Origin of the sequence: Streptomyces toyocaensis, assembly GCF_000725125.1 — a bacterium.
Taxonomy (GTDB): domain Bacteria; phylum Actinomycetota; class Actinomycetes; order Streptomycetales; family Streptomycetaceae; genus Streptomyces; species Streptomyces toyocaensis.
This window is the reverse complement of sequence record NZ_JFCB01000005.1, coordinates 85,926-109,871: the sequence shown is the minus strand read 5'-3', so window position 1 is coordinate 109,871 and position 23,946 is coordinate 85,926. Positions and strand designations below refer to the sequence as shown.

24 protein-coding genes are annotated in these 23,946 nt (G+C 73.6%); 13 read left to right on the top strand and 11 right to left on the bottom strand.

Going from position 1 to position 23,946, the window contains the following annotated elements; all coding sequences use genetic code 11:
- The first annotated feature begins 12 nt into the window (after positions 1–12).
- Together BU52_RS08390 and BU52_RS08385 are read left to right on the top strand one after the other, a co-directional pair.
- Positions 13–408 carry a hypothetical protein gene (locus BU52_RS08390; RefSeq protein ID WP_037930641.1) on the top strand — a complete coding sequence of 132 codons (396 nt, stop codon included), beginning with the start codon at positions 13–15 and terminating at the stop codon, positions 406–408.
- Positions 405–683 carry a DUF4031 domain-containing protein gene (locus tag BU52_RS08385; protein ID WP_037930638.1) on the top strand — a complete coding sequence of 93 codons (279 nt, stop codon included), beginning with the start codon at positions 405–407 and terminating at the stop codon, positions 681–683. The genes BU52_RS08390 and BU52_RS08385 overlap by 4 nt, the downstream gene beginning before the upstream one ends.
- On the opposite strand, the gene BU52_RS08380 is transcribed toward BU52_RS08385, so the two are convergent.
- Both BU52_RS08380 and BU52_RS08375 read right to left on the bottom strand, forming a co-directional pair.
- Positions 665–1,708: a GNAT family N-acetyltransferase gene (locus BU52_RS08380; RefSeq protein ID WP_037930635.1), complete on the bottom strand. Its 1,044-nt coding sequence runs from the start codon at positions 1,706–1,708 to the stop codon at positions 665–667. The two genes, BU52_RS08385 and BU52_RS08380, sit on opposite strands and share 19 nt — an antisense overlap.
- 34 nt (positions 1,709–1,742) lie before the next feature.
- Positions 1,743–2,405, bottom strand: a complete 663-nt coding sequence (locus tag BU52_RS08375; protein WP_037930633.1) for an HD domain-containing protein — start codon at positions 2,403–2,405, stop codon at positions 1,743–1,745.
- Positions 2,406–2,746: 341 nt separating this feature from the next.
- On the opposite strand from BU52_RS08375, the gene BU52_RS08370 reads away from it, so the two are divergent.
- From BU52_RS08370 to BU52_RS08360, 3 genes are all read left to right on the top strand, one after another.
- Positions 2,747–4,546, top strand: coding sequence for a S8 family peptidase (locus BU52_RS08370; RefSeq protein WP_235216288.1), 1,800 nt, complete (start codon positions 2,747–2,749; stop codon positions 4,544–4,546).
- 81 nt (positions 4,547–4,627) lie between these two features.
- Positions 4,628–5,308 (top strand): maleylpyruvate isomerase family mycothiol-dependent enzyme, encoded by a 681-nt coding sequence (locus tag BU52_RS08365; protein WP_037931063.1) that lies wholly within the window; start codon positions 4,628–4,630, stop codon positions 5,306–5,308.
- Positions 5,309–5,421: 113 nt separating this feature from the next.
- Positions 5,422–6,111: a copper homeostasis protein CutC gene (locus BU52_RS08360; RefSeq protein ID WP_037930630.1), complete on the top strand. Its 690-nt coding sequence runs from the start codon at positions 5,422–5,424 to the stop codon at positions 6,109–6,111.
- Between the two features lie 244 nt (positions 6,112–6,355).
- Here BU52_RS08360 and BU52_RS08355 read toward each other — a convergent pair whose 3' ends face one another.
- Positions 6,356–8,443 (bottom strand): HelD family protein, encoded by a 2,088-nt coding sequence (locus BU52_RS08355; RefSeq protein ID WP_037930628.1) that lies wholly within the window; start codon positions 8,441–8,443, stop codon positions 6,356–6,358.
- A 248-nt stretch (positions 8,444–8,691) separates the two neighbouring features.
- On the opposite strand from BU52_RS08355, the gene BU52_RS08350 reads away from it, so the two are divergent.
- Both BU52_RS08350 and BU52_RS35585 read left to right on the top strand, forming a co-directional pair.
- A complete protein-coding gene (locus BU52_RS08350; RefSeq protein WP_157847829.1) occupies positions 8,692–9,135 on the top strand; it encodes a hypothetical protein in 444 nt (147 codons plus the stop codon).
- A gap of 29 nt (positions 9,136–9,164) precedes the next feature.
- Positions 9,165–9,305 carry a hypothetical protein gene (locus tag BU52_RS35585; RefSeq protein ID WP_167343506.1) on the top strand — a complete coding sequence of 47 codons (141 nt, stop codon included), beginning with the start codon at positions 9,165–9,167 and terminating at the stop codon, positions 9,303–9,305.
- A gap of 41 nt (positions 9,306–9,346) precedes the next feature.
- Here BU52_RS35585 and BU52_RS08345 read toward each other — a convergent pair whose 3' ends face one another.
- The gene (locus tag BU52_RS08345; RefSeq protein ID WP_037930621.1) at positions 9,347–10,105 is read right to left on the bottom strand and encodes a helix-turn-helix domain-containing protein; all 759 of its coding nucleotides are present in this window, start codon (positions 10,103–10,105) and stop codon (positions 9,347–9,349) included.
- A gap of 248 nt (positions 10,106–10,353) precedes the next feature.
- Between BU52_RS08345 and BU52_RS08340 the strand changes: the two genes are divergently transcribed.
- The 3 genes from BU52_RS08340 to BU52_RS08330 all read left to right on the top strand — a co-directional run bounded on the left by BU52_RS08340 (position 10,354) and on the right by BU52_RS08330 (position 12,631).
- Complete coding sequence (locus BU52_RS08340) at positions 10,354–11,310, top strand: ATP-binding cassette domain-containing protein (protein ID WP_037931059.1); 957 nt, start codon at positions 10,354–10,356, stop codon at positions 11,308–11,310.
- Entirely contained in the window at positions 11,307–12,092 is a 786-nt protein-coding gene (locus BU52_RS08335; protein WP_037930619.1) for an ABC transporter permease, read from the top strand. The genes BU52_RS08340 and BU52_RS08335 overlap by 4 nt, the downstream gene beginning before the upstream one ends.
- Positions 12,093–12,247: 155 nt before the next feature.
- Positions 12,248–12,631: a hypothetical protein gene (locus tag BU52_RS08330; protein WP_037930617.1), complete on the top strand. Its 384-nt coding sequence runs from the start codon at positions 12,248–12,250 to the stop codon at positions 12,629–12,631.
- A gap of 19 nt (positions 12,632–12,650) precedes the next feature.
- Here BU52_RS08330 and BU52_RS08325 read toward each other — a convergent pair whose 3' ends face one another.
- Positions 12,651–14,294: a DNA repair helicase XPB gene (locus tag BU52_RS08325; RefSeq protein ID WP_037930615.1), complete on the bottom strand. Its 1,644-nt coding sequence runs from the start codon at positions 14,292–14,294 to the stop codon at positions 12,651–12,653.
- Between the two features lie 367 nt (positions 14,295–14,661).
- Positions 14,662–17,244, bottom strand: a complete 2,583-nt coding sequence (locus BU52_RS08320; protein ID WP_037930614.1) for a helicase C-terminal domain-containing protein — start codon at positions 17,242–17,244, stop codon at positions 14,662–14,664.
- 117 nt (positions 17,245–17,361) lie between these two features.
- On the opposite strand from BU52_RS08320, the gene BU52_RS08315 reads away from it, so the two are divergent.
- Together BU52_RS08315 and BU52_RS08310 are read left to right on the top strand one after the other, a co-directional pair.
- A complete protein-coding gene (locus tag BU52_RS08315) occupies positions 17,362–18,390 on the top strand; it encodes a hypothetical protein (protein WP_037930613.1) in 1,029 nt (342 codons plus the stop codon).
- Between the two features lie 400 nt (positions 18,391–18,790).
- Positions 18,791–19,429 carry an HAD family hydrolase gene (locus BU52_RS08310; protein ID WP_037931056.1) on the top strand — a complete coding sequence of 213 codons (639 nt, stop codon included), beginning with the start codon at positions 18,791–18,793 and terminating at the stop codon, positions 19,427–19,429.
- On the opposite strand, the gene BU52_RS36215 is transcribed toward BU52_RS08310, so the two are convergent.
- Positions 19,399–19,674 (bottom strand): hypothetical protein, encoded by a 276-nt coding sequence (locus BU52_RS36215; RefSeq protein ID WP_078903158.1) that lies wholly within the window; start codon positions 19,672–19,674, stop codon positions 19,399–19,401. The genes BU52_RS08310 and BU52_RS36215 overlap by 31 nt on opposite strands.
- A gap of 164 nt (positions 19,675–19,838) precedes the next feature.
- Between BU52_RS36215 and BU52_RS36965 the strand changes: the two genes are divergently transcribed.
- Complete coding sequence (locus BU52_RS36965; RefSeq protein ID WP_037930607.1) at positions 19,839–20,222, top strand: cold-shock protein; 384 nt, start codon at positions 19,839–19,841, stop codon at positions 20,220–20,222.
- A 10-nt stretch (positions 20,223–20,232) separates the two neighbouring features.
- On the opposite strand, the gene BU52_RS08295 is transcribed toward BU52_RS36965, so the two are convergent.
- The 4 genes from BU52_RS08295 to BU52_RS08280 form a co-directional block, all read right to left on the bottom strand.
- Entirely contained in the window at positions 20,233–21,090 is an 858-nt protein-coding gene (locus BU52_RS08295; protein WP_037930604.1) for a 1,4-dihydroxy-6-naphthoate synthase, read from the bottom strand.
- Complete coding sequence (locus tag BU52_RS08290; RefSeq protein ID WP_268747599.1) at positions 21,077–21,832, bottom strand: futalosine hydrolase; 756 nt, start codon at positions 21,830–21,832, stop codon at positions 21,077–21,079. The genes BU52_RS08295 and BU52_RS08290 overlap by 14 nt, the downstream gene beginning before the upstream one ends.
- Positions 21,799–22,254 (bottom strand): hypothetical protein, encoded by a 456-nt coding sequence (locus BU52_RS08285; RefSeq protein ID WP_037930601.1) that lies wholly within the window; start codon positions 22,252–22,254, stop codon positions 21,799–21,801. The genes BU52_RS08290 and BU52_RS08285 overlap by 34 nt, the downstream gene beginning before the upstream one ends.
- Positions 22,255–22,338: 84 nt before the next feature.
- Entirely contained in the window at positions 22,339–23,772 is a 1,434-nt protein-coding gene (locus tag BU52_RS08280; protein ID WP_037930597.1) for an MFS transporter, read from the bottom strand.
- Between the last annotated feature and the right edge of the window lie 174 nt (positions 23,773–23,946).

The window sequence follows — 23,946 nt, the reverse complement described above, 5'->3', positions numbered from 1 at the left end:
CACAATGGGGGCATGGACCCCCACGGCGAACCCGGCGCCCACCCGCTCGGCCCCCTGGAACAGGCGCTGCACGCGGCGCGTGCCCTCGTGCTGGCCGACCTGGCCGCGCGCGAGGTCGCCGAGGCGGACGTGGTGTCCATGGTCGAGGACTCCGTGGCGCACCGGCGCTGGTGGGTCGAACAGTGGCCGGACGGCGTCGGATTCCTTCCCGGCCTGGTCGCCCAGGACGTCCAGGACGCCCTGCTGGAGCGGTACGGGCGCTGGCCGCTGTGTCCGGTGTGCCCCACCGGCGAGCCGCACGCGCTGGAGGTGGAGCCCGAACTCGGCCCCGACCCGCACTGGGTCTGCCACAAGGCGGGCGTGAAGGTCGCGGCGGTGGGCGGTCTGGGCGGGGCGACGCCCTCGTGACCGTGTACATCGACCCGCCCACCTGGCCGGGCCACGGACAGCTCTGGTCCCACCTCGTCAGCGACCTCTCCTACGCCGAACTGCACGCCTTCGCCGACCGCCTGGGCGTTCCCCGCCGCGCCTTCGAACGCGACCACTACGACATCCCCCGGCACCGGTACGCCGACGCGGTGCGCGCCGGGGCGGTCGAGGTCAGCAGCCGCGAGGTGGTGCGGCTGCTGCACGGGTCGGGGCTGCGGCGGCGCAAGGGCGCGGGTCAGCCGCGCAGTTCGTAGGAGATCTGCCCCACGTCCTCGGAGACCCGCGTGAAACCGGCCCGGGTGACGACCCGTTGTGACGGCACGTTCTCGTGGTCGACGACGGCGACCACGGCCCGTACCCCGTCCCGCTCCAGCGCCCGGCGCGACAGCGTGCGCAGCGCCTCGGTGGCGTACCCGTGGCCGCGGGCACCCGCGACGAGGTCGTAGCCGATCTCCACGCGGCCGTCCCCGTCCGGGACGCCGTGGAAGCCCATCGCGCCCACCGCGAGGTCGTCGTCCCGCCGGACCAGCACGTACATGCCCCACTCGGGGTGGAACACGCCGTCCTCGTACCGCTTCACCGCGTGTCCGGCACCCACGCGGGTGCCGTCCGCGGGGGCGCCGCCGACCCAGGTGTAGCCGCCGTCACCGGCCAGGGAGAGGTCGGCGGCGGTCGCCGGGGTGACGCCCTCCAGTGTCAGCCGCTCCGACCGGAGCACCGGGTTGTTGCTCCAGCGCCACCCGGTGACGGGCTCCCGGCCCGGCAGTTCGCCGCGCCCGGTGGCCCAGAGCAGCGTCCGCCACGGCGTGGGCCCCGGCTCGACCTGGGGGAAGAGCCGGGTGAGGGCGAAGGAGGCCAGTTCCGGGGGCGGTTCGTGGCCGATCCCCAGCCCCTCGGCGACGTCGTGCGTGTGCAGCAGCACCTCGGTCACCCCCATCGCGGCGAAGCCCTCACGGCTCGCGTGCCCGAAGGGATAGGGGTGGAAGGCGCGCACCGCGCGCGGGGTGGTGCGGACGGCGGCGGCGAGCAGGGCGCCGGTCGCCTCGATCGTCCTCAGCACACCGGTGTTGTCGGTGTCCCCGTCGAGCGAGAGCGTGAAGGGCAGGCGCCCGGCGGCCACGCGTCCCGCGAGCCGTCCCGCGTAGGCGATCAGGTCGTCCGCGATGTGCTCCGCCGTCTCCCGGCAGCTCCACTCCAGCCGCCCGGCCCTCACCCCCGCCCAGTCCCGGTCGGTGACCGCCCCCAGCGTCGCCACGCAGTGCGCGACGGCTTCCTCCACGTGTTCCGCTCCCACAGCATGCATGCGGGGCAGGCTAGGCGGGCGGTGCGGGCGTGGTCGACAGCATTTCCAGTTCACCGCGCACGTTGTAGCGGGCGGTGGCCTCCCAGTGCTCGTGCCCGTACGGCGTACGGAACAGGCGGGGCAGGGCGAGGAGCTGCCGCAGCACCTCGGCGCGGCCCTCGCGGAAGGCGCCGCTCGGCACGAAGTGGTACTCCTCGCGGACGGCGGCGGTGTAGGCGGCGTACGCGGACGGCGACGCGGCGAGGATCGCGAGGTCGGCGTCGCACAGCACCTGCCCGTCGCGGTCGTCGTCGGCCGGGTCGTGCGTGACGGTGAGCCGCACCAGCCGGGCCACCTCGGCGGTCTTCTCCGCCGGCACCCCGGCCTCGGTCAGGGCCCGCTCGGCGAGCCGGGCGGAGCGCTCCTCGTTCTCCGAGCGGTCCGGCAGGTACACGGCGTCGTGGAACCAGGCGGCGAGCCGTACGACGTCCGGGTCGCCCGCGTGCTCCGCCAGCTCGTCGACGTGGTCGAGGACCGCCGTGAGGTGGGTGAGCGTGTGGTAGTGCCGCTGCGGTTCCCGCCAGCGGCCGAGCAGGGCGTCGGCGTACGGCACCGGATCGGGACCGCCGCCGGGTCCGCGGGCCCCTTCCAGGGCGTGGACGAAACGGGCACGCAGGGCTTCGGTGTCGGCCATGCGCCCATTGTCCTCCGGTGCGGTGCGGGGACGCGCCGCCCGCCGGGACGGGGCGGAGTTAATTGCGTATCCGTAGGTCACCGGATCCGGATAGTGGGCCGGAGAGGGCACCCGTAGGTTCCAGGCCACCGGTTCACCGAACGTTCAACCTTCGCAACGGACTTCGCTGCGATCGCGTGCGGTCGAACGGGTCGTGCCTGCCCGTGTCCCCCCACCCGGCCGCCCCTCCCCATCCGCCCCACCGGGGCCGCCGGGCACGGGTGGCACGTCGAATTGTCATGAGCAGAACCATCTTGCCGGTGCCGCACGTGCGGTGCCGGCTCGTGAAAGGCAACCCCACCTTGAACGGTTCCAGACGCCTCCGCATATCCCTCCTGGCGGTGACCTCGGCCGCGCTCCTGGGCTCGGGAGTCACGGCGGCCTCCGCGGCACCGGCCGCCCAGCCCGCCCAGGACCGGCCGCAGGCCGCCTCCGAGGCGCCCGTCGAGCGCCTCATCGTCGGGTACGAGAAGAAGGCCGCCGAGGCGAAGTCCGACGCCGAGGCCAAGGAGGACGCCAGGGCCAAGGGCAGGAAGGCCGGCGAGTCCCTTTCCTTCGAACGGCGGCTCGGCACCGGCGCCGCGCTCGTGGACCTCGGCGACGGGCTGAAGGGCGGCTCCCTCCAGGACGTCATCGACACGTTCGAGGCCGACCCCGACGTCGCCTACGTCGACCGCGACACCCGCATGTACGCGACCGCCGCGCCCAACGACACGTACTACAACCGCCAGTGGGACTTCTTCGAGGCCACCGCGGGCATGAACGTCCAGAACGCCTGGGACGGCGGCGCCACCGGACGGGGCGTCACCGTGGCCGTGATCGACACCGGTTACGTCACCCACTCCGACCTGGGCGCCAACATCGTCTCGGGCTACGACTTCATCTCCGACGCCGCGAACGCCCGCGACGGCGGGGGCCGGGACAGCAACCCCCGCGACGAGGGGGACTGGAGCGCCGAGAACGAGTGCTACTCCGGCTCCCGGGCGAGCGACTCCTCCTGGCACGGCACGCACGTCGCGGGCACCGTGGCCGCCGTCGCCGACAACGGCAAGGGCGTCGCCGGCGTCGCGTACAACGCGAAGGTCCAGCCCGTCCGCGTCCTCGGCAAGTGCGGCGGCAGCACCGCGGACATCGCCGACGCCATCGTGTGGGCGTCCGGCGGCTCCGTCCCCGGTGTGCCCGTCAACCCCTCCCCGGCCGACGTCATCAACCTCAGCCTCGGCGGCTCCGGTTCCTGCCAGACCATCACCCAGAACGCCATCAACGGCGCCGTGGGCCGCGGCACGACGGTCGTCGTCGCCGCCGGCAACAGCAACACCAACGCCTCCGGCTTCACCCCGGCGAACTGCGCCAACGTGGTCAACGTCGCCGCGAGCGACCGCGAGGGCAACCGTGCGAGCTACTCCAACTACGGCTCGATCATCGACATCACCGCCCCCGGCGGCGAGACGGCCGTCAGCTCGGCCAACGGCATCCTGTCCACGCTGAACAGCAGCGCCACCACGCCCGGCACCGAGAACTACGAGGCCTACCAGGGCACCAGCATGGCCACGCCGCACATCGCCGGCCTCGCCGCGCTGATGTACGAGAAGGACCCGGCCATCACGCCGAGCCGCGTCGAGTCCCTCATCAAGAACAACGCCCGCACCCTGCCCGGCACCTGCAGCGGCGGCTGCGGCTACGGACTCGCGGACGCCGCCGGCACCCTGGCCGCGATGGGCGGCGGCACCACTCCGGAGCCGGACCCCACCGAGCAGGTCTTCACCAACTCCGAGAACTGGTCGATCCCGGACGGTGACGGCCGCTACGTCTACTCGAACATCAACGTGAGCGGTGTCAGCGGCTACGCCCCCTCCGACCTGAAGGTCTCGGTGGACATCAAGCACACCTACCGCGGTGACCTGAGGGTCCAGCTCGTCGCCCCCAACGGCAGCATCTGGACGCTGAAGGACACCAGTGCCTACGACAGCGCCGACAACGTCCTCGCGACGTACACGGTCAACGCCTCGTCCGTCCTGGCGTCCGGGACCTGGCAGCTGCGGGTGACCGACGTCTACTCGGGCGACACCGGCTACATCGACTCCTGGAGCCTGACCTTCTGACGAGTCCGGCTCGAGGTGACAAGGAGGGCTTGCCGGTGCCGGGGGCACCGGCAAGCCCTTCTTCGCACTAGCGTGGGCGGCATGACGACTCCTGCGGATGTGCACGACGTACGAGACCCCGAGCTGCCCGGGCGGCTGCTGACCGTCGAACGGGACGCGCTGGTACCGCTGTTGCGGGGGCGGGACGACGCCGACTTCGCGCTGCCGGTGGCGGCGTGCCCGGGATGGACGGTGCGGGACGTGCTGGCGCACTGCTCGGCGGCGCTGTCACGGGTGGTGGAGAGCCGGTTCGAGGAGGGCGTGTTCTCGCCCGAGAGCAATGAGCGTGACATCGCGGAACGGGCCGGGTGGGCGAACGCCCAGGTCGTGGACGAGCTCGAGCGCGGAATGACCGCGGCCGGTCCGCTGATCGCCGACGCGGGCGGGGCGTTGGACGTCCTCGCGCTGGGCGAGTGGGTGCACGCCGGGGACGTGCGGGTCGCCCTCCGTGAGCCCGACGCGTACGCGGGGCCGGGACTGCCGCACGCGCTCGCCCTGCTGGGCCAGGTCACGACCCGGAAGGGGCATCTCCCGCTGCACGCCGACCTCGACGACGCCGACGAGCCACTGCGCCTGGGCGACACCTCGGGGGAGCGCCCCCCGGCCCGCTACATCGGTGACGGGCCGACGCTGGTACGGCTGTACGCGGGGCGCCCGCTGGAGGGTGCCTCGTACGAGCTGGCCGGAGTGGAGGCGGCGGAGCTGAACATCTTTGGACGCTGACGGGTGGGGGCGGGGGAGCCCCGGGCGGCCGGCCGGGCGTAGGCTTGGATTGGACTAGACCTGTAGGCCCGCCTGATGCCTGCCTGATACCTGATGCCGAGGAATGGGGTCCCATGAGCAAGCGTGCAGTCCTGGAGGTGATCGCCCTCGACGTCGAGGACGCGGTCGCCGCCCAGGCCGGAGGTGCGGACCGCCTCGAGCTGGTCACCGACATGGCGGCGGACGGGCTGACTCCGTCGGCGGCGACCGTCGCGGGGATCCGGGCGGCCGTGGACATCCCGGTGCGGGTGATGCTGCGGCTGGCGGACGGGTTCGCGGCGGGGGACGTCGACCGGCTGGCGGGCGCCGCCTGCGAGATGCGCGCGGCCGGGGCGGACGAGTTCGTGCTCGGGTTCCTCGACGCCGACGGGAATGTGGACCTGGGCGCGGTGGAGCGGGTGGCCCGCGAGCTGGAGGGGTGCCGCTGGACGTTCCACCGCGCCATCGACCGGGCCGCCGACCGGGACGCGCTGCGCAAGCAGCTCGCGGATCTGGCCGGGCTGGACACGTATCTGACGGCCGGGGCGGCCGACGGGGTGGACGCGGGCCTGCCGACGCTGCTCGCCGAGGCGGGGCGGCAAGGTGAGCCCGGGTACGAGCAGCGGCTGCTGGTGGGCGGTGGCCTGCGGCTGGAGCACGTGCCCCTGCTGGCGAAGGCCGGGATCGACGGTTTCCACATCGGTGGGGCGGCGCGGCCGGACGGCTGGGACGGGGCCGTCTCGGCGGCGGCCGTCGCTCAGTGGCGGCGGGTGCTGGGGGACTGAGCGTTCGCTCCCTTGTCGGCGGGGGTCGCTGCCGGGCGGGGGTGGGTCGCGCAACCCGGCGCTCACGGGGTGCCGTCGCGCCCACCCGTGCCGCCCTGCGGCACGACTGCCCGCGGGTGCGGTGGTGCGACTGCCCGCGGGTGGCGTGGTGCGGCTGCCCGCGGGGTGGGTTGGTGCGGGTGTGCGCGGGTGGCGTGGTGTGGGCGGGAGCGGGTGGGTGCGGCCGGTACGCCCGGCCTCGTGATCAGGTCAGCTGGTCCGGCAACGGGGCCGTGTGCGTCACGATCAGGCCCGAGACCGCTCGGGTCAGGGTGACGTACAGGCGGCGCAGGCCCGTGCGTTCGTCGGGCTCGGCGTCCACCACCGCGCCGGGTTCGTCCAGGACGACGTAGTCGTACTCCAGGCCCTTCGCCAGGGAGGCCGGGACCAGGGTCAGGCGGGTGGCGTGGGTCGTCTCCTCGCCGGGGGCGATGTACGTGACCCCCGCCGCCGTCAGGGCCCGTGCCAGTTCCGGGACGCGGGCGTCCGCGGCGATCAGGCCGACCGAACCTTCGTGGTCCAGGAGTTCACGGCACGCGGACACCACGTCGTCCGGCCCCCCGGACCGGCGGACCTCGAAGAAGCCCGGGTTCTCGCGGATCGACGCCACAGGCGTGAGACCCGGAGCGATGTGCGGGAGGAGCCGGGAGGCGTACGTGATGACGTCCGTCGGGACGCGGAAGCCGGCCGTCAGCTCCTCGATCACCGCGTCCCGCTTGCCGAGGTGGGCCAGCGCCTCCTCCCAACTGCGGGTCGCCCACGGCGTGGTGCCCTGGGCCAGGTCGCCCAGGACGGTCGCCGACCCGGTCGTGCAGCGCCGTCCCACCGCCCGGTACTGCATGGGGGACAGGTCCTGCGCCTCGTCGAGCACCACGTGCCCGAGGGAGTGCGTGCGCCGGATCAGGTCGGCCGCCTCGTCGATCAGCACCGCGTCCGCCGCCGACCACTTCGCCGACTTCACCGAGCGGGCGGGCTTCGCCCACAGGATCGTCTTCTGCTCCTGCTCGTCGAGCAGGCCCTCCGCGTGCTCCGCCAGGAACTCCGGGTCGCCGAGCAGCCGCAGCACCAGCTTGGCCGGGTCGACGGCCGGCCAGACCGCCTTCACCGCCGCCTTCACCGCGGCGCTGCGGGCCACCGCGTCCTGCACCCGGTCGTCCGGCGCCTCCCCGGCCCGCTCCATCCGCACCAGCACGGCGTGCGCGATGCGCTGCGGGAGGGCGTCGCGGGCGGCGCCGTAGCGGATGTCGCGGTTGAGCAACTGGCGGACCGTCTCCTCCAGTTCGTACGCGGGGATCCGCCAGCGGCGTGATCCGCGGACCACCACGACCGACTCGGCGGGCATCGTGACGTGGGAGTACAGGGCCCTGCGCAGCACCTGGGCCATGCGGGCGTCGCCCTTGACGACAGCCGCCGCCGCGTCGTCCGTCCCGCGCACCTCCACGTGCGCCACCAGGTCGTCGACCGTGGCCTGCGCGACCGTCAGTTCGCCCAGTGCGGGCAGCACCTGCTCGATGTAGTGCAGGAAGGACCGGTTCGGTCCGACGACCAGCGTGCCGGTGCGGGCCAGCCGCTCGCGGTGGGCGTACAGCAGGTAGGCCACCCGGTGCAGACCCACGGCCGTCTTCCCCGTCCCGGGTCCTCCCTGGACGCACACGCTGCCGGACAGGCCGGACCGTACGATCTCGTCCTGCTCCGGCTGGATCGTCGCGACGATGTCCCGCATCGGGCCGACGCGCGGGCGCTCGATCTCCTGCTGGAGCAGCTTGCTGGTCGTGGCCCCCTCCGTCGGGTCGGACAGGTGCTCGTCCTCGTACGCCGTGAGGTCGCCGCCGGTGTAGCCGAAGCGGCGGCGCAGCGTGACGTCCAGCGGATCCCTCTTGGACGCCCGGTAGAACGGCTGGGACACCGGCGCACGCCAGTCGATCACCATCGGGTCGCCGTCCGCGTCGTGCACGTGCCGCCGCCCGATGTAGAAGCACTCACCTTCCGCGCCCTCGGCCCGTTCGGCACCGGGGGCGTGCAGGTAGTCGAGCCGGCCGAAGAACAGCGGGGTGTCGCTGAGGTCGGCCAGCGCCTTGACGCGCTCCTCGATCTGGCGCTGCAGGACGGCCGCGTTGACCCAGTTGGCGGTGACGTCGCTGATGTCCAGGGCCTCGACGTCCTCGCGCATGGCGCGCAGTGCGGAGCGGGACGCGGCCAGGTGGGCGCGCTCCCGCGCGAGCGGATCGTCGCCTGCGGGGTTGGTCGTCGCGGGACCATCTACGGGCTCGTCTACCGGCGTGGACGCGGACAAGGGGGTGCCTCCGGGGGACCTGCTGCTGGCGTGGGTGCGGGATACCGGCCGGTTTCCGTCCGGTCGGCGGCGCTCCGTGAGGGAGGCGGGCAAGGCGGAGGAGTCTAGGCGAGGAGCCGTGCGCGAGGCCAACCGGTTTCTCCGGTTCCGGCCGCCGGGGGACCGGTGACGCTCCGTGCACGCACCGGTTGCGGGGGCCGGGGACCGTTCACAGACTGGAACGGTCCCCGCACCCGCAGGAGGCAGTGGTGCAGCGCAGACTTCCGTTCGCCGTGTCGGCCGCCCTCGTCCTCGCCGCCGTGGGAGTCACCGGCTGCGGTGACTCCGACGGGGACGCGGAGCCCGCCCGCACGGTCACGGCGACCACCACGGCCCCCGGCACGCCGACCGCCTCGACCACCTCCGGCAGCCCGGAGGAGGACGCGAGCACCGGCCCGGTCCGCAGGTACCCGGGTGCGGAGGTCGTCACCGAGGCCAAGGGCTTCACCATGCTGCGCACGGACGACCCGGTGGAGAAGGTGGGCGACTTCTACATCGATCTCCTCGAGGACGAGGACTGGGACATCACCTCGAAGTACGAGGGGGAGACCAGCGTGCACCTGCTCGCCCGCAAGGGCGGCGACGGCCTGACCGTGCAGGTGAGCCCGACGGGCTCCGGCACATCGATCTCGCTCTCCTACTACGGCGTCTAGCGGCGCGGAGCGAGGTCTTCCGCAGGCCGGTGCCCGCCCGGTGGCCCAGCGGTCACCACCGCCATCGTGCGGGCGACGCCCTGCGTGCCGTGAAGGTGTTCCTCGGCGCCGCCTTCGACGTGATCGTTCTCGGCGAGTACGCCGAGGAGGCGGGCGTCCGCCGCAGGTAGGCACCGTTCCTTTTCCCGGCCGGGGTCGCGACCGGCTCCGGTCACCCCTGGTCCGGACGAGGCTGCCCGGCGCTGTCGTCCGAGGCCGTTCCGGGTTTCGGGTGGAGAATCTCGCGGGCCTGCTCGGAGGCGCGGATCATGGTCTCGGCGATGAAGTCGAGGAAGCGGGCGGCGTTCTCCAGGCGTGTGGCGGCCGGTGTGCCGGGCCCCATGACGGCGACGCCCTGCCGTGAGGTCTCGGCGACCCGGGCGGTGGACTCGGCGCTGGCCATCATCGACTGGTACCAGATGTCCTCGTCGAAGCCGTAGCGCTCACGGCGGCCTTCTTCGCGGTACCGGCGCACGAGGTCCTGTCCCTCCAGGAACGTGATCGCCTTGGAGATGGACGCCGGGCTGACCTGCAGCCGCTGGGCGAGTTCGGAGGCGGTGAGGCTGCCGCTGTCGGTGAGGGTGAGGCAGGCCATGACCCGCGCCATCATCCTGGGCGTGCCCGACGCTATGAAGGCGGTGGTGAGCGTCTCCTCGTACTCGCGCACGGCCTCCGCGTCGCGCCCGTGAGCCTCCTGCGGCACCTGCGGCCCCTGGGGTGCGGCCCGTCTGCGTCGGTGGGCGCGGCGTTCGGCGGCGCGGTGGGCCAGGTCCGCGCGGTAGGAGGCGGGACCGCCGTTGCGCATCACCTCACGCGTGACCGTCGACGTGGGGCGGTCGAGCCGCCGGGCGATCTCCGCGTAGGCGAGCCCGTCGGCGAGTCCCAGCGCGATCTGCTGGCGTTCCTGCTGGGTGAGCCTGCCTCCTGGCACCGCGTACTCCTCCGTGCTCCGTGGGCGTGGTCCGTGAGGTCGCCAGCATAGCGTTCACCTCCTTGTCATTGCAACGAACGCCTACGTCTTGTTGCGTTAATTCACTATACGTTGCAACGATAATGCCGCTGTGAGCTGCGCAAATATCTCTTGTGTGCAACGAAATAGTTGCTGACTATGTGAACGCAACGTAGCCTTTCCCGTATCAGAAAAGACAAGCGAAGGAACGCTCGATGGGAGAACCCCTGATGACCGGCTTGGCCATCGCGGTGCACGGGCTGCGCAAGTCCTACGGCGACAAGGTCGTCCTCGACGGCGTCGACCTGACCGTCCCGGAAGGGACGATCTTCTCCCTGCTGGGGCCGAACGGTGCCGGCAAGACCACCGTCGTCAAGATCCTCTCCACCCTCGTCACCGCGGACGCCGGCGATCTGCGGGTCGGCGGCCACGACCTCGCCGCCGACCCGCAGGCCGTGCGGGCCGCGATCGGTGTCACCGGTCAGTTCTCCGCCGTGGACGGCCTGATCACGGGCGAGGAGAACATGCTCCTGATGGCGGACCTGCACCACCTCTCCAAGCGCGAGGGGCGGAGGGTGGCCGCCGAGCTGCTGGAGCGGTTCGACCTCGCCGAAGCGGCGAAGCGGCCCGCCTCCACCTACTCCGGCGGCATGAAGCGCCGCCTCGACATCGCCATGACCCTCGTCGGCGAGCCCCGGATCATCTTCCTCGACGAGCCGACCACCGGCCTCGACCCGCGCTCCCGCCACGGCATGTGGCAGATCATCCGCGAACTGGTCTCGGGCGGCGTCACCGTCTTCCTCACCACCCAGTACCTGGAGGAGGCCGACGAACTCGCCGACCGCATCGCCGTCCTCCACGACGGGGGGATCGCCGCCGAGGGCACCGCCGAGGAACTCAAGCAGATCGTTCCCGGCGGGCACGTCCGGCTCCGCTTCACCGACCCGGCCGGCTACCGGTCCGCCGCCTCCGCCCTGGACGCTGCCTCCCGGGACGACGAGTCCCTCGTCCTGCAAGTCCCCAGCGACGGCAGCCAGCGCGAGCTGCGCGCCCTCCTCGACCGCCTCGACTCCGCCGGCGTCGAGGCGGACGGACTGACCGTGCACACCCCCGACCTCGACGACGTCTTCTTCGCCCTGACCGGCGGCGCGGCCGTCCCCGCCCAGTCCAAGGAGACCGTCCGATGAGCACCCTCGCCCTGGCCGTACGCGACTCGTCCACGATGCTGCGCCGCAACCTCCTGCACGCGCGCCGCTACCCGTCCCTCACCCTGAACCTGCTGCTCACGCCGGTCATGCTCCTGCTGCTCTTCGTCTACATCTTCGGCGACGTGATGAGCGCGGGCCTGGGCGGAGCCGACCGCTCCGCGTACATCGCCTACCTGGTGCCCGGCGTGCTGCTGATGACCATCGGCAGCACCACGATCGGCACCGCGGTGTCCGTCTCCATGGACATGACCGAGGGCATCATCGCCCGCTTCCGCACGATGGCCATCCACCGGGGCTCCGTGCTCGTCGGGCACGTCGTCGGCAGCGTGCTGCAGTCGGTCGCGAGCGTGGTCCTGGTCGGTGCCGTGGGCGTGGCCATCGGCTTCCGCTCCACGGACGCCACGGCCCTGGAGTGGCTGGCCGCGTTCGGGCTGCTCGTGCTGTTCTCCCTGGCGCTCACCTGGATCGCCGTCGGCATGGGACTGGTCAGCCCGAACGCCGAGGCGGCCAGCAACAACGCGCTGCCGCTGATCCTGCTGCCGCTGCTGTCCAGCGCCTTCGTCCCGGTCGACGGAATGCCGGGCTGGTTCCAGCCGGTCGCGGAGTACCAGCCCTTCACCCCGGCCATCGAGACCCTGCGCGGCCTGCTGCTCGGCACGGAGATCGGCCACAACGGATGGCTGGCGGTGGCCTGGTGCCTGGGCCTGGCGGTACTCGGCTACTTCTGGTCGGCCGCCAGGTTCGACCGGGACCCGAAGTAGCGCCCGCGACCGTGCGAGCCTCGCCCCGCCCGCGGGCGGCGTACTCCGGCACCGCGTCGGGGCGCGCCGCCTCGCCGGCGTGTGAGTACGCGGACACCCGCCGCTGAGTACCCGCGCCGGTGCGCCGCCCGCCGCCGGGCCGCTTCACTGGCGGTATGAGTCACCACCACGCCGCCGCCCCCGTGTCGCCCGTCCGGCGGTACCGGGCCGAGCGGGATCCCCGCGCCCGGGTGGCGCCCGCCGTCGCGGCCGCGCTCGGGGCGCTGCTGGCGCCCGCGGCGGTGCTGTTCGGCGGGCTGTCCGCCATGGCGACCGACAGCTGCGGTCCCGACCACTGCTCGTCCGCGCTGACGACCACCCTGAGCGTGATCTACGGAACCCTGTCCTTCGGCGGCGTCCTCTCGGTCTGCGCCTGGCTCGCCTGCTGGCTGCTGCCCCGGACCCGCCGCTGGTCGGTGCCGCGGATCTGGCTGGCCGGCCTGTCGCTGCTGCCCTGGCTGGTCGTCCTGGTGCTGGTGTTCAACCTGCCCGCGGGGTGACCGCCGCCGGCCCACGCGCTCAGTTCTCCGCGAGGAGCTCGTCCGCGTCCATGATCCGGTAGGCGTACCCCTGCTCGGCCAGGAACCGCTGGCGGTGCGCCGCGAAGTCCTGGTCGATGGTGTCCCGGGCGACCACGGAGTAGAAGTGCGCCTGGTGCCCGTCCGCCTTGGGCCGCAGCACCCGGCCGAGCCGCTGCGCCTCCTCCTGCCGGGAGCCGAAGGTGCCCGACACCTGGACGGCGACCGTGGCCTCCGGCAGGTCGATCGAGAAGTTCGCGACCTTGGACACCACCAGGACGCTGATCTGGCCCTCGCGGAACGCGTCGAACAGCTTCTCCCGCTGGGCGTTCGACGTCTCGCCCTTGATCACCGGCGCGTCCAGGTGCTCGCCCAGCTCGTCGAGCTGGTCGATGTACTGCCCGATGACGAGGATCTGCTGCCCCGCGAACCGCCGGACGATCGCCTCCGTCACCTTCTGCTTGGTCGCCGTCGTCGAGCAGAACCGGTACTTCTCGTCCTGCTCCGCCGTGGCGTACGCCAGCCGCTCGGCGTCGGTGAGACTGACCCGGACCTCCACGCAGTCGGCCGGGGCGATGTAGCCCTGCGCCTCGATCTCCTTCCACGGCGCGTCGAACCGCTTCGGGCCGATCAGCGAGAACACGTCCGACTCGCGGCCGTCCTCACGCACGAGGGTCGCCGTCAGGCCGAGCCGCCGCCGCGCCTGCAGGTCGGCGGTGAACTTGAAGACGGGGGCCGGCAGCAGGTGCACCTCGTCGTAGAGGATCAGGCCCCAGTCCCGGGAGTCGAACAGCTCCAGGTGGGGGTAGATGCCCTTCCGCTTCGTCGTCAGCACCTGGTAGGTGGCGATGGTGACGGGGCGGATCTCCTTCCTGGTGCCGCTGTACTCGCCGATCTCGTCCTCGGTCAGCGAGGTCCGCTTCACCAGCTCGTGCTTCCACTGGCGGGCCGAGACGGTGTTGGTGACCAGGATCAGCGTCGTCGACTTCGCCTGGGCCATCGCACCGGCGCCGACCAGTGTCTTGCCCGCGCCGCAGGGCAGGACGACCACACCGGAACCGCCGTGCCAGAAGTTCTCCACGGCCTGCTTCTGGTACGGGCGCAGCGCCCACCCGTCCTCGACCAGCTCGATGGGGTGCGCCTCGCCGTCCACGTACCCGGCGAGGTCCTCGGCGGGCCAGCCCAGCTTCAGCAGCGTCTGCTTGATCTGGCCGCGTTCCGAGGGGTGCACGACCACCGTGTCCGGGTCGATCCGGGCGCCGACGAGCGGCGCGATCCGCTTCGAGCGCAGCACCTCCTCCAGCACGGGCCGGTCGGTGCTGGTGAGGACCAGGCCGTGCGCCGGGTGCTTGACCAGGCTGAGCCGGCCGTAGCGGTCCATGGTGTCGGCGATGTCGACGAGCAGCGCGTGCGGCACCGGATAGCGGCTGTACTGCACCAGCGCGTCCACGACCTGCTCGGCGTCGTGCCCCGCCGCCCGCGCGTTCCACAGGCCGAGCGGGGTCACCCGGTAGGTGTGGATGTGCTCGGGCGCCCGCTCCAGCTCGGCGAAGGGCGCGATGACCCGCCGGCAGTCGTCGGCCTGCTCGTGGTCGACCTCGAGGAGAAGAGTCTTGTCGGACTGGACGATGAGCGGACCATTCACGCGCGGCTGCCTTTCTGCGACGGGCTCGGCACGGGCACAGCTCGGCCAAACGTCCAGTTTGCCTGATCGCACGCGTCCGGTGCCCCGAACGGGAAGCCCCGCTTCGCCGCGGCCGGCGTGAGCTTGTTCACCGGCGCCCGCCCCGGACGGACCGGCCCTCGGGGACGCGGGACCCCCCGGCGGGCCGCGCGGCACGTCACAGGGGCCCCGGGCGAGGCCGCTGCGGACCGCCGCGCCTCGGCGGTGAACGCCGCGAGCACCGCGGCCGTGGAGGCCGGACGGCGGCGGCTCGACGTACGGCACGCCCGCATCGGCGGCAACGCCCGGCGTGGCGTGCGGGAACCCACCCCGCCTCGCCCCCGAACGGTCAGCCGTCCTCGTCCGCCAGCTCCGCGACCCCCGTGATCCTGTGCAGCGGATACGTACGGACCTCGTCGGCGGTGTGGTCGTACGCCGTGACGAAGCCGCCCTCGACGCGGACCGGGGCGATCACGCGCCGGCTCGCCGCGCCCTCGGCGTTGACGTGGCCGATCCACAGCGCCTCGCCGGTGAGGACGGCCGCCTGCAGGGTGGCGAGGGTCTCGGCGGCGGTCGTCCGGGGCAGCTCCCCGCCCCCGCCGGCCCGGTCGCCGGCGGCCGGGCCGCGTGGGGCGGTGGAGGCGAGGTCACCGGCGCGGATGGCGCGGACCGCGGCCGTGAGCAGGGTGTCGTCCGGGACGGGCGGCCCCTCCGGGACCGGCTCGGGGGGCGTGCGCGGCGGGGTCCGGCGGGCGTCTGCTCGGGTGATCAGGACATCGCCCTCGGCGGACTCGGCGGCCGGTGCGAAGCCCATCGCGCGCAGCCCTTCCAGCAGACCGGCCGGGTCCGCCGTCGCGGCCAGCACCGTCGGCGCGAGCCGGCGCAGGCCCAGTCCGGCGGCCCGCCTGTCGGCGAGGATCTCGTCCAGCACCGCGTCGTCGTCGCAGCGGACGTACGCCGAGGCGGCGCCCACCCGCAGGTGCCCGTGCCGGCGGGCCACGTCGTCGATCAGGTACGCCAGCGGCTGCGGCACCGGCGTACGGGAGTGCGCGGCGAGGAAGGCGTGCAGGTCGGCGGCCGTCCGCCCGGTGTCGAGCGCGCGCCGCACCGAGCCCGGCGTGAACCGGTAGACCGTCGCGCCACCCTTCGATTCCACGTCCGCGAGGACACCCAGTACGTCGGCGAGCGGCCGCTGCAGCGGGCCCGGCGCCACCGCCGTCAGATCGGCCTGCAGAAGGACGTGGTCCAGCGGCTGCGGCAGGAGCGGGGCGAGCAGCCGCGCGGCGGCAGCGGCGGCGGTGGCCTGTTCGCCGGGGGAGAGGGGGGCGGGCGGCGGGGCGGGCCGGTGGTGAACGGGCAGTTTGTCACCGGGCCCCTCGGGCTCCGCCTCCGGGCGCCGGGGCGCGGGCGCGCCGATCAGCGCCCGCCCGTGCGCGGAGAGGGCGCCGCGCCCGGTGACCCCGAGCATCTCGGCCTCGGACAGCACCCACCGTGCCAGCCGGGACCGCGGATCGTCGGCGTCCCCGCCGCCCGCGGGCTCCGCCGCGCCCCGCCCGCCGCTCCGTCCGTCGCGCGGCGGCCGTTCCCAGGCCAGCCGGGCCAGGACCGATCCGGCGGACGGCGCGGCACCCTCCGGGAGGGCCGCCAGCAGGGCCAGCACCCTGTGCCGCACCTCGGGGGCCGCCGAGCGGTCCAGGCCCGGACCCAGCGCCGACAGCGTGTGGTCCTTGGCGTCCCGCCCGCCGACCAGTCCCGGCGTCCGTGTCGCCGCCAGCCACGCCGTGGCCAGCCGCGCCCACCGTTCCGCCGCGGGACGCTCGCGCCACTCGTCGTACGCCGGGGTCGCCGCGTACCGCTCGTCGGCCTCCCCGTCGGACGCCAGCAGCCCCGCCGCGTAGGCCAGTTCGACCCAGAACGCGGCCACAGGCTCGGTCACGTCGAGGGCCACGGCGGTCCGCTTCAGGTCCCGCACGCTCAGCCCGCCCGACCGCAGCACCGCCGGGCCGCCCTCGTGCCAGTCCCGCAGCAGCTCCTCGACCGTCGCCAGCGCCGTGTACGCCTGCCCGGCCGCCGTCGCGTCCACCACCTGGGGACGGTGCGTGCCGGCCGCCTCGACGGGCGGCGGCAGCGGCTCCGGTCTGCGGTGCGCCCGCCCGGCCCGCAGCCGCAGCGCCACCTCGCGCGGCAGCACGACCGTCCCGGGCGCCGTCGGCAGCAGCAGGCCCCGGTCGAGGAGCCAGCGCAGCCGGGCCGCGGGATCGGCGGTGACCTGCCCGTACGGCGGGCCCCAGACCAGCCGCTCCAGCACCTCCACGGACTCGCTCGGCGCCTCGTCGAGCAGCGCGGACATCCGCTCCGGATCGTTGAACAGGTCGGTCAGCGAGGCCACGGCGGACACCGCGTCGTGGGTGGACGGCAGCCCCGCCGTCGCCACGATCTCCTGGATCCGCCCCGGCGACATCCCGGCGGTGGCCTCCCGCACCGTCGGGCCGAGACCGGTCGGCGACGGGTGCTGCGGCGACGGCGCCAGCAGCTCACGGGCGGTGCGGACCAGCCGCAGCCGGTCGTCGCCGCCCCACACCAGGGCCTGCTCGCGCAGGGCACCGAGCGCGTGCGGCAGCGCGGCGGAGACCGCCGGGTCGCCGTCGTCGCCGGCCAGCAGCCCGAGCAACTCCTCGTAGGACGCCGGGTCCGAGGCCACCGCCAGCGCCTGCGCCGTCTGCAGCGCGAACCGGTCCAGCCGCTCCAGCGCCCGCACGACCGAGGCGCGGGTCCCGGCGCGGGTGGCGAGCTGGGTCAGGTCGGTGGGCACGGGCGTGATGAGATCGGGCCGGCTGCGCAACAGCGCGGCCAGGGACGCGTCGTCCCGCTCCCGGAGTGCCTCAGCGAGGGATCGGGGGGCCGCCGCCGCGGGCTTCTCCTCGGTGCTCATCCGCCTCACGGTAGCGGGTGGGCACGTCCGTGGCGTGCACGGAGTTGGGCCGGCCGGCCGCTCTCACGGTACGGTCGGGCGACGGTGTCCAGGCGCATCCGTCCCGGAGGGGACTTCGTGGGTATCGAGAGCGACCAGGTCGTCTACGAGTATCTGAGCCGCGTCGGCGACGTCGCGCAACAGCGGCAACTGCCGTCGGCGGCCCGTATGCGGCTGGTCGCCGAGCTGCGCGACGAGATCGACCGGCGCAGGGCGAAGGCCGTGGTCGATTCCCCCGCCGCGGTCCGCCGCATCATCTCCCGCATCGGCACGCCGACCGAGGTCGTCACGGCGGCCGAGGACGCCTCGTCCGGCACCACCCCGGGCGCCCCCGAGGCGCCGGCCGCCGTCCCGGTGCAGCGCGAGCCGGCGCCGGGAGGCGACGCCGGCGGGGAGCGCGAGGGCCGCGGCGAGCGGGGTGACCGCGGTGAGCGCCCGAAGGGCGTGCTGCGACGGGTCGTCCCCCGGCCCCGCCCGGCGGAACCGGTGCGCCCCGCCCCCGCCGACGTACCGTCCCCGCCGCACCGGGCCGGCACGGACGAACTCGGGGACAGCGCCGACCAGCCCGACTGGTGGCGGGTCGACACCAGCGCGTTCGGGATCGGCGACGACGTGCCGGGCTTCGTGGGCGGTGTGGAGATCCCGGAGCTGCTGCGGTCGCCGCCGAGGAAGCAGGAGCCCGAGCCGGAGGTACGAGCGGAGCCGGCCGCCGCGGCCGAGGCGGACACCGCCGCGCCCCGCCGACGCCTTCTTCCGCGCCTGCCGTCCGGCCGCTGGAGCAACCCCCTGCTCCTGGTCGCCGCCGGTCTGCTGGTCGCGGGAGCGGTGCTGGGCAGCTGGTTCGCGCTGATTCTCGGCTGGCTGATCGCCTACGCCTCCCGGCGGCTCACCCCCGCGGAGTCGAAGTGGGCGGTCGTCATCATCCCGGGCCTCGCGCTGACGGGCGGCGTGGTGTGGCTCTGGGGGAGGACGGAGGGGCGCTGGGGCGACCCCATCGCCGAGGGGCAGATGAACGCGGCGATCACGGGGACGTGGCCGTGGGTCATCCGGGGGGCGGCGGTCGCGTCGGCGCTGTTCCTGGTCTGGCGGTCGCAGCGCCGGCGCTGAGGCGGCGGGGTGCGCCGGCGCGCGCTTCGGCTGGGTGCCGGGGGCTTTGCCCGTGGGGCCTGGCGGGTGCCTGCTGTGCCCGCAGTGCCGTCCCAGCGCGGTTGCTGAGGTGTGCTCGGCGCGGCCGGACGTTCCGGCTGGGGTACCGGCGTTCAGCTCGCGGCGCTTGCCGGTGCCTCCCCCACTCTCGGCTGCGTTCCAGCGGGGGGACCCCCATCGCCCACCCGTGCCGCCCTGGGGGTACCTCCCAGGCCCTTAAGGCACTGGGGAGGCACGACTGCCCGCGGCTGCGGCGGTGCGGCTGACGGCGGCTGCGGCGGTGTGGCTGACCGCGGTTGCGGCGGTGCGGCTGCGGCGGGTGGGGGCGGGGCTGACGGGCGGGGTGGGCACAATGGTGGGCATGGTTCTGGCCCCGTCCGCGCCCACCGTCGGGTTCGATCTCGACATGACGCTCATCGACTCCCGGCCCGGTGTCCGCGCCTGCTACCAGGCGCTGGCCGAGCGGACGGGGACGTACATCGACGCCGAGCTCGCGGTGAGCCGGCTCGGGCCCCCGCTGGTGGACGAGCTGGCCCACTGGTTCCCGGCCGACCGGGTCGAGGAGGTCGCGGACCTGTACCGGGAGATGTACCCGGTGTACGCCATCAGCCCGACGCCCGCCCTGCCCGGCGCCCGTGAGGCGATGGCGGCCGTACGGGACGCGGGCGGGCGTGCGATCGTCGTCACGGCGAAGTACGAGCCCAACGCCAAGCTGCACCTGGCCCACCTGGGCATCGGACCGGACGCCGTGATCGGCGGACTGTGGGCCGAGCAGAAGGCGCTGGCGCTGCGCGAGCACGACGCCGCCGTCTACGTCGGCGACCACGTGGGCGACGTGCGCGGCGCACGGACCGCCGGCGCGCTGTCCGTCGCGGTGGCCAGCGGCCCGTGCGACGTCACCGAGCTGCGCGGGGCCGGCGCGGACGCCGTCCTCACCGATCTGACGGAATTCCCGCGATGGTTTTCGGACTATTGCATCGGCGGTCGCTCGGACAACTGAGCCGCCCGCGCCCGGCGCCGCCCCGCCGCGGCCGAACGCAGTACACCCGCGCCGGCCATCAGGAATCCGACGGCCATGAGCATGCTCAATCCGAACATGTACGTCGGAAAGGGCGACGTTCCGAGGAACAACGGGGCCACAGTGACCAGAGTGGCCACGGCACCGACGAAGAAGACGAGGGCACCGGCACGGACCAGACCGTCACCGGGCGCCACGCTGGAATTCGCTTGGGTTTTGTCACGCACCGCACCAGGGTAGTTCCCTGCGCGAAGGAACAACCGGGTGACGTCTTGTCACCGGCCTGAAGACCATTAGCCTTGGTACCGGCGGGTCATCGGGCCCGCCCGAGTGCTATCCAGAGCCGTTTTCCGAAGCAGTTTTCCCGACGAGTACGAGGACGAGGACAGACGTGCCCACCGGCAAGGTCAAGTGGTTCAACAGCGAGAAGGGCTTCGGCTTTCTCTCCCGTGACGACGGCGGCGACGTCTTCGTGCATTCCTCCGTCCTCCCCGCCGGAGTCGAGGCCCTCAAGCCGGGCCAGCGCGTGGAGTTCGGCGTGGTCGCCGGACAGCGCGGCGACCAGGCACTCTCCCTGACCGTCCTGGACCCGACCCCGTCGGTCGCGGCCGCCCAGCGCAAGAAGCCCGACGAGCTGGCGTCCATCGTCCAGGACCTGACGACCCTGCTGGAGAACATCACGCCGTCCCTGGAGCGGGGCCGCTACCCCGACCGCGCGGCCGGCAAGAAGATCGCCGGGCTGCTCCGCGCGGTCGCCGACCAGCTCGACGTCTAGGGCCCCAAGCTCACGGGAACCGCAGCGCGTCCGGGCCGAGGGGCGGCACCAGCCCCTCGGCCGCCGCGCGCGTGAGCAGCCCCCGCACGGCCGCGTAGCCGTTCTCGCCGAGGTCGGCCGTGAACTCGTTGACGTACAGCCCGATGTGCTGGTCGGCGACGGCCGGATCCATCTCCTGCGCGTGTTCCATGACGTAGGGGCGCGAGGCCTCGGGGTCGTCCCACGCGGCCCGCACCGAGGTGCGGATCGAGGCGGCGAGCCGCCTCAGCGTCTCCCCGCCCAGCGACCGCTTCGCGATGATCGCGCCCAGCGGGATCGGCAGCCCCGTGGTCCGCTCCCAGTGCTCACCCATGTCGGCGAGCCGGTGCAGGCCGTAGTTCCGGTACGTGAAGCGCGCCTCGTGGATGACGAGCCCCGCGTCGACCTTCCCGTCCCTGACGGCGGGCATGATCTCGTGGAACGGCATCACCACGATCTCGCCCACACCGCCGGGCACCACGTCCGCCGCCCACAGCCGGAACAGCAGGTACGCCGTCGACCGCTCGCCGGGCACGGCGACCGTACGGCCGGTGAGCTCCGTCCCGGCCTCCCGGGTCAGCACCAGCGGCCCGCAGCCCCGCCCCAGCGCGCCCCCGCAGGGCAGCAGGGCGTACTCGTCGAGGACGTACGGCAGCACGGCGTACGACACCTTCAGCACGTCCAGCTCGCCGCGCTCGGCCATGCCGTTGGTGACGTCGATGTCGGCGAAGGTCACGTCGACGGCCGGTGCGCCGGGGACACGGCCGTGGGCGAGGGCGTCGAAGACGAAGGTGTCGTTCGGGCAGGGGGAGTAGGCGATCCGCAGCCGCTGCTGCTCACTGGTGGTCATGCCGGTTCCAACTCTCCAGGACGGGTGCGAGCTTCCCGAAGCCGCCGGTGAGGGCGGTCAGGGCGTCGCCGACGCGCCAGGCGGCCCGGTCGCGCGGGCCGACCGGGTTCGACACCGCGCGCACCTCCAGCACGGGCACCCCCTGCGCGGCGGCGGCCTCGGCGACCCCGAAGCCCTCCATGGCCTCGGCGAGGGCCCGCGGGTGACGGGCGCGGAGCGCGGTGGCGCGGGCGGCGGTGCCGGTCACCGTCGAGACGGTGAGCACCGTCCCGGTGAGCGCGCCGGCCGCGGCGGCGGCCCGCCGGACCAGGGCGGCGGGCGGACGGTGGGTGACCGTGCCGAAGCCGAGGTCGGTGACCGGCAGGAAACCGTCGGCCGTCTCCGCGCCCAGGTCGGCCGCGGTGATCTCGTCGGCGACGACGAGGGAGCCGAGCGGCGCGTGCGGCGGGAAACCGCCCGCGATCCCGGCGGAGACGACGAGGCCGTACGGCCGGCCGTCCAGGGCGGCGGCGGTCAGCGCGACGGCCGTGGACGCGGCGGCGAGCGCCGGCCCGACACCCGCGGCGAGCAGGTCGGGCCCGCCGGTGCCCCGGAGCACCGTCGCTCCCGGCAGCACGAGCTCCTCCGCGGGCCCCCCGAACGCCCGGGCCACCGCGTCCCGCTCGACGGGGACAGCGGTGGCCACGAGTACGCGTGAGGACGACGTGATCAGTCTTCCTGCTTCTTCAGCCGGAAGGACCACAGACCCGTGGTGTCGTTCTCGCCCTCCTTGATCGACACCAGGGTCGAGTCGCCCTGGGCGCCGTACTGGGCGTTGAAGAACACGCTGCCCGGGATGGCCTGGTACGTCTTCTTGCTGGAGTCGACCAGCGGCTGGCCGTTCATCAGGATGGTCCAGCCGTTGTCGGCGATCTCCGGGTCGACGCCGAAGCGCACGGTCTCGGCGGGGTCGACCGAGATCTCGTCGATCCCCTTGTCCTTCAGGCACTTGTTCAGGTCGGCGGCCTTGAGGGCCTCGCCCTCGCCACCGCAGGTGGCCTCGGAGCTCACCGAGTCGCTGCCCACCGTGACGGTGGTCATCGACGTCGGCTTCTCACAGGCGGCCAGGACGAGCAGTCCGGCGGATACGGCGCCGGCGACGGCGACGGCGCGGCGGCGTCGCACAGCGGATTGCATCGTGGTCATGGCCGAAGGCTATCGGGCAGGTGTGCCCCACCCCCCACGTGGGGGTACGGCGTGGCCGGAGCGTTACGCCACTCGCGCCCGCCCCTCGTGGCCCTGGCGGGCCGAACGGACCAGTCCGCGGACGGTGGTCAGCCACCCCGTCGCCACGATCGCCGCACCCACCGCCAGCCCCAGGGACCCGATCAGCGGCATCGCGATGCCGATCGCGCCGCCCAGTACCCACGACATCTGCAGCAGCGTCTCCGACCGGGCGAACGCCGACGTCCGCACCAGCTCGGGCACGTCCCGCTGGATCAGCGCGTCCAGCGACAGCTTCGCCAGCGCCTGCGCGAATCCCGCGATCGCGGCGAGACACGCCACCAGCGCCGCGCCGAAGAACGCCGCGGCCACGATCGCCGCGCTCACCACACACGCCACCACCGTCACGATGATGATCTCCGGCGCGCGGGACCGCAGTCCCGCCCCCACCGCCGTGCCGAGCGCGTTGCCCGTGCCGGCCGCCACGCCCACTATGCCGAGCGACACCGCGGCGCTCTGACCGCTCATCGGGTGCTCGCGCAGCAGGAACGCGAGGAAGAAGATCAGGAATCCGGTGAGGCAGCGGATGGAGGCGTTGGCGGCCAGCGCGTGGGTGACGGCCGGGCCGACCGTGCGCAGCCCGGGGCGCTTCTCCGCCTTGCGGTGCGGGCCGTGCAAATGCTGCTCGTCGGCGGCGAGCAGCGCCACGGCCTCGCCCTTGGCGGAGTCGACCTTCGGCGGCAGCCGGAAGGACAGGAACATCCCCGTCACGAAGAGCGTGAACGCCCCGTACAGCGGCCAGCGCGGCCCGATCTGCTGCAGGCCCACCCCGATCGGCGCCGCGATCCCGGTCGCCAGCAGCCCGCCGAGGGTGACCCGCGAGTTCGCCTTCACCAGGGAGAAGGCAGGGGGCAGCAGCCGCGGTACGACCGCGCTTCTGACCACCCCGTACGCCTTCGAGGCGACCAGGACGCCCAGCGCGGCCGGATACAGCTCGAGTCCGCCGGTGACGACCGCGCCGGACAGGATCAGCGCGAGCAGCGCCCGGGCGAGCATCGCGCCGGCCATGGCCGCGCGGCGGCCGTGCGGGAGCCGGTCCAGGAGCGGTCCGACCACCGGGGCGAGGAGGGTGAAGGGGGCCATGGTGATGGCGAGGTAGAGGGCGACACGCCCGCGCGCCTCGTCGGTCGGCACGGAGAAGAACACGGTGGACGCGAGCGCGACGGTGATCATGACGTCACCGGCGCCGTTCACGCCGTGCAGCTCGATCAGCTTGCCGAGTCCTGACTCCCCGGCGCCGTGCGCGTGGGTCGCCCGCCGGATCCCCCGGGCCGTCTTGGTCAGCGGGAAGCGCAGGACGCGCCCGCACGCACGAAGGCGGCCGCCCGCCCGGCCCGTACCGAGGCGTCGGCCGCTCCCCTTGACCTCTTTCGGCCCACCGGTCCCGGTGGCGCCCTGGGGTGTCCTCGCGGTAGCCACGACGTCATAGTGCCCCGAGATGGCGGTGCATAGTGCCGTACCCGCCACGGACGGCACCCGGGATGCGGCTGGACGGCGCAACCACCGGGCCCACGGCACCGGCGCGGACACGCCGCCGGAGGGGGACCGCCACCCCCGGAAACCGGCGCGCGGGACGGAAGGAACAACCGTCGG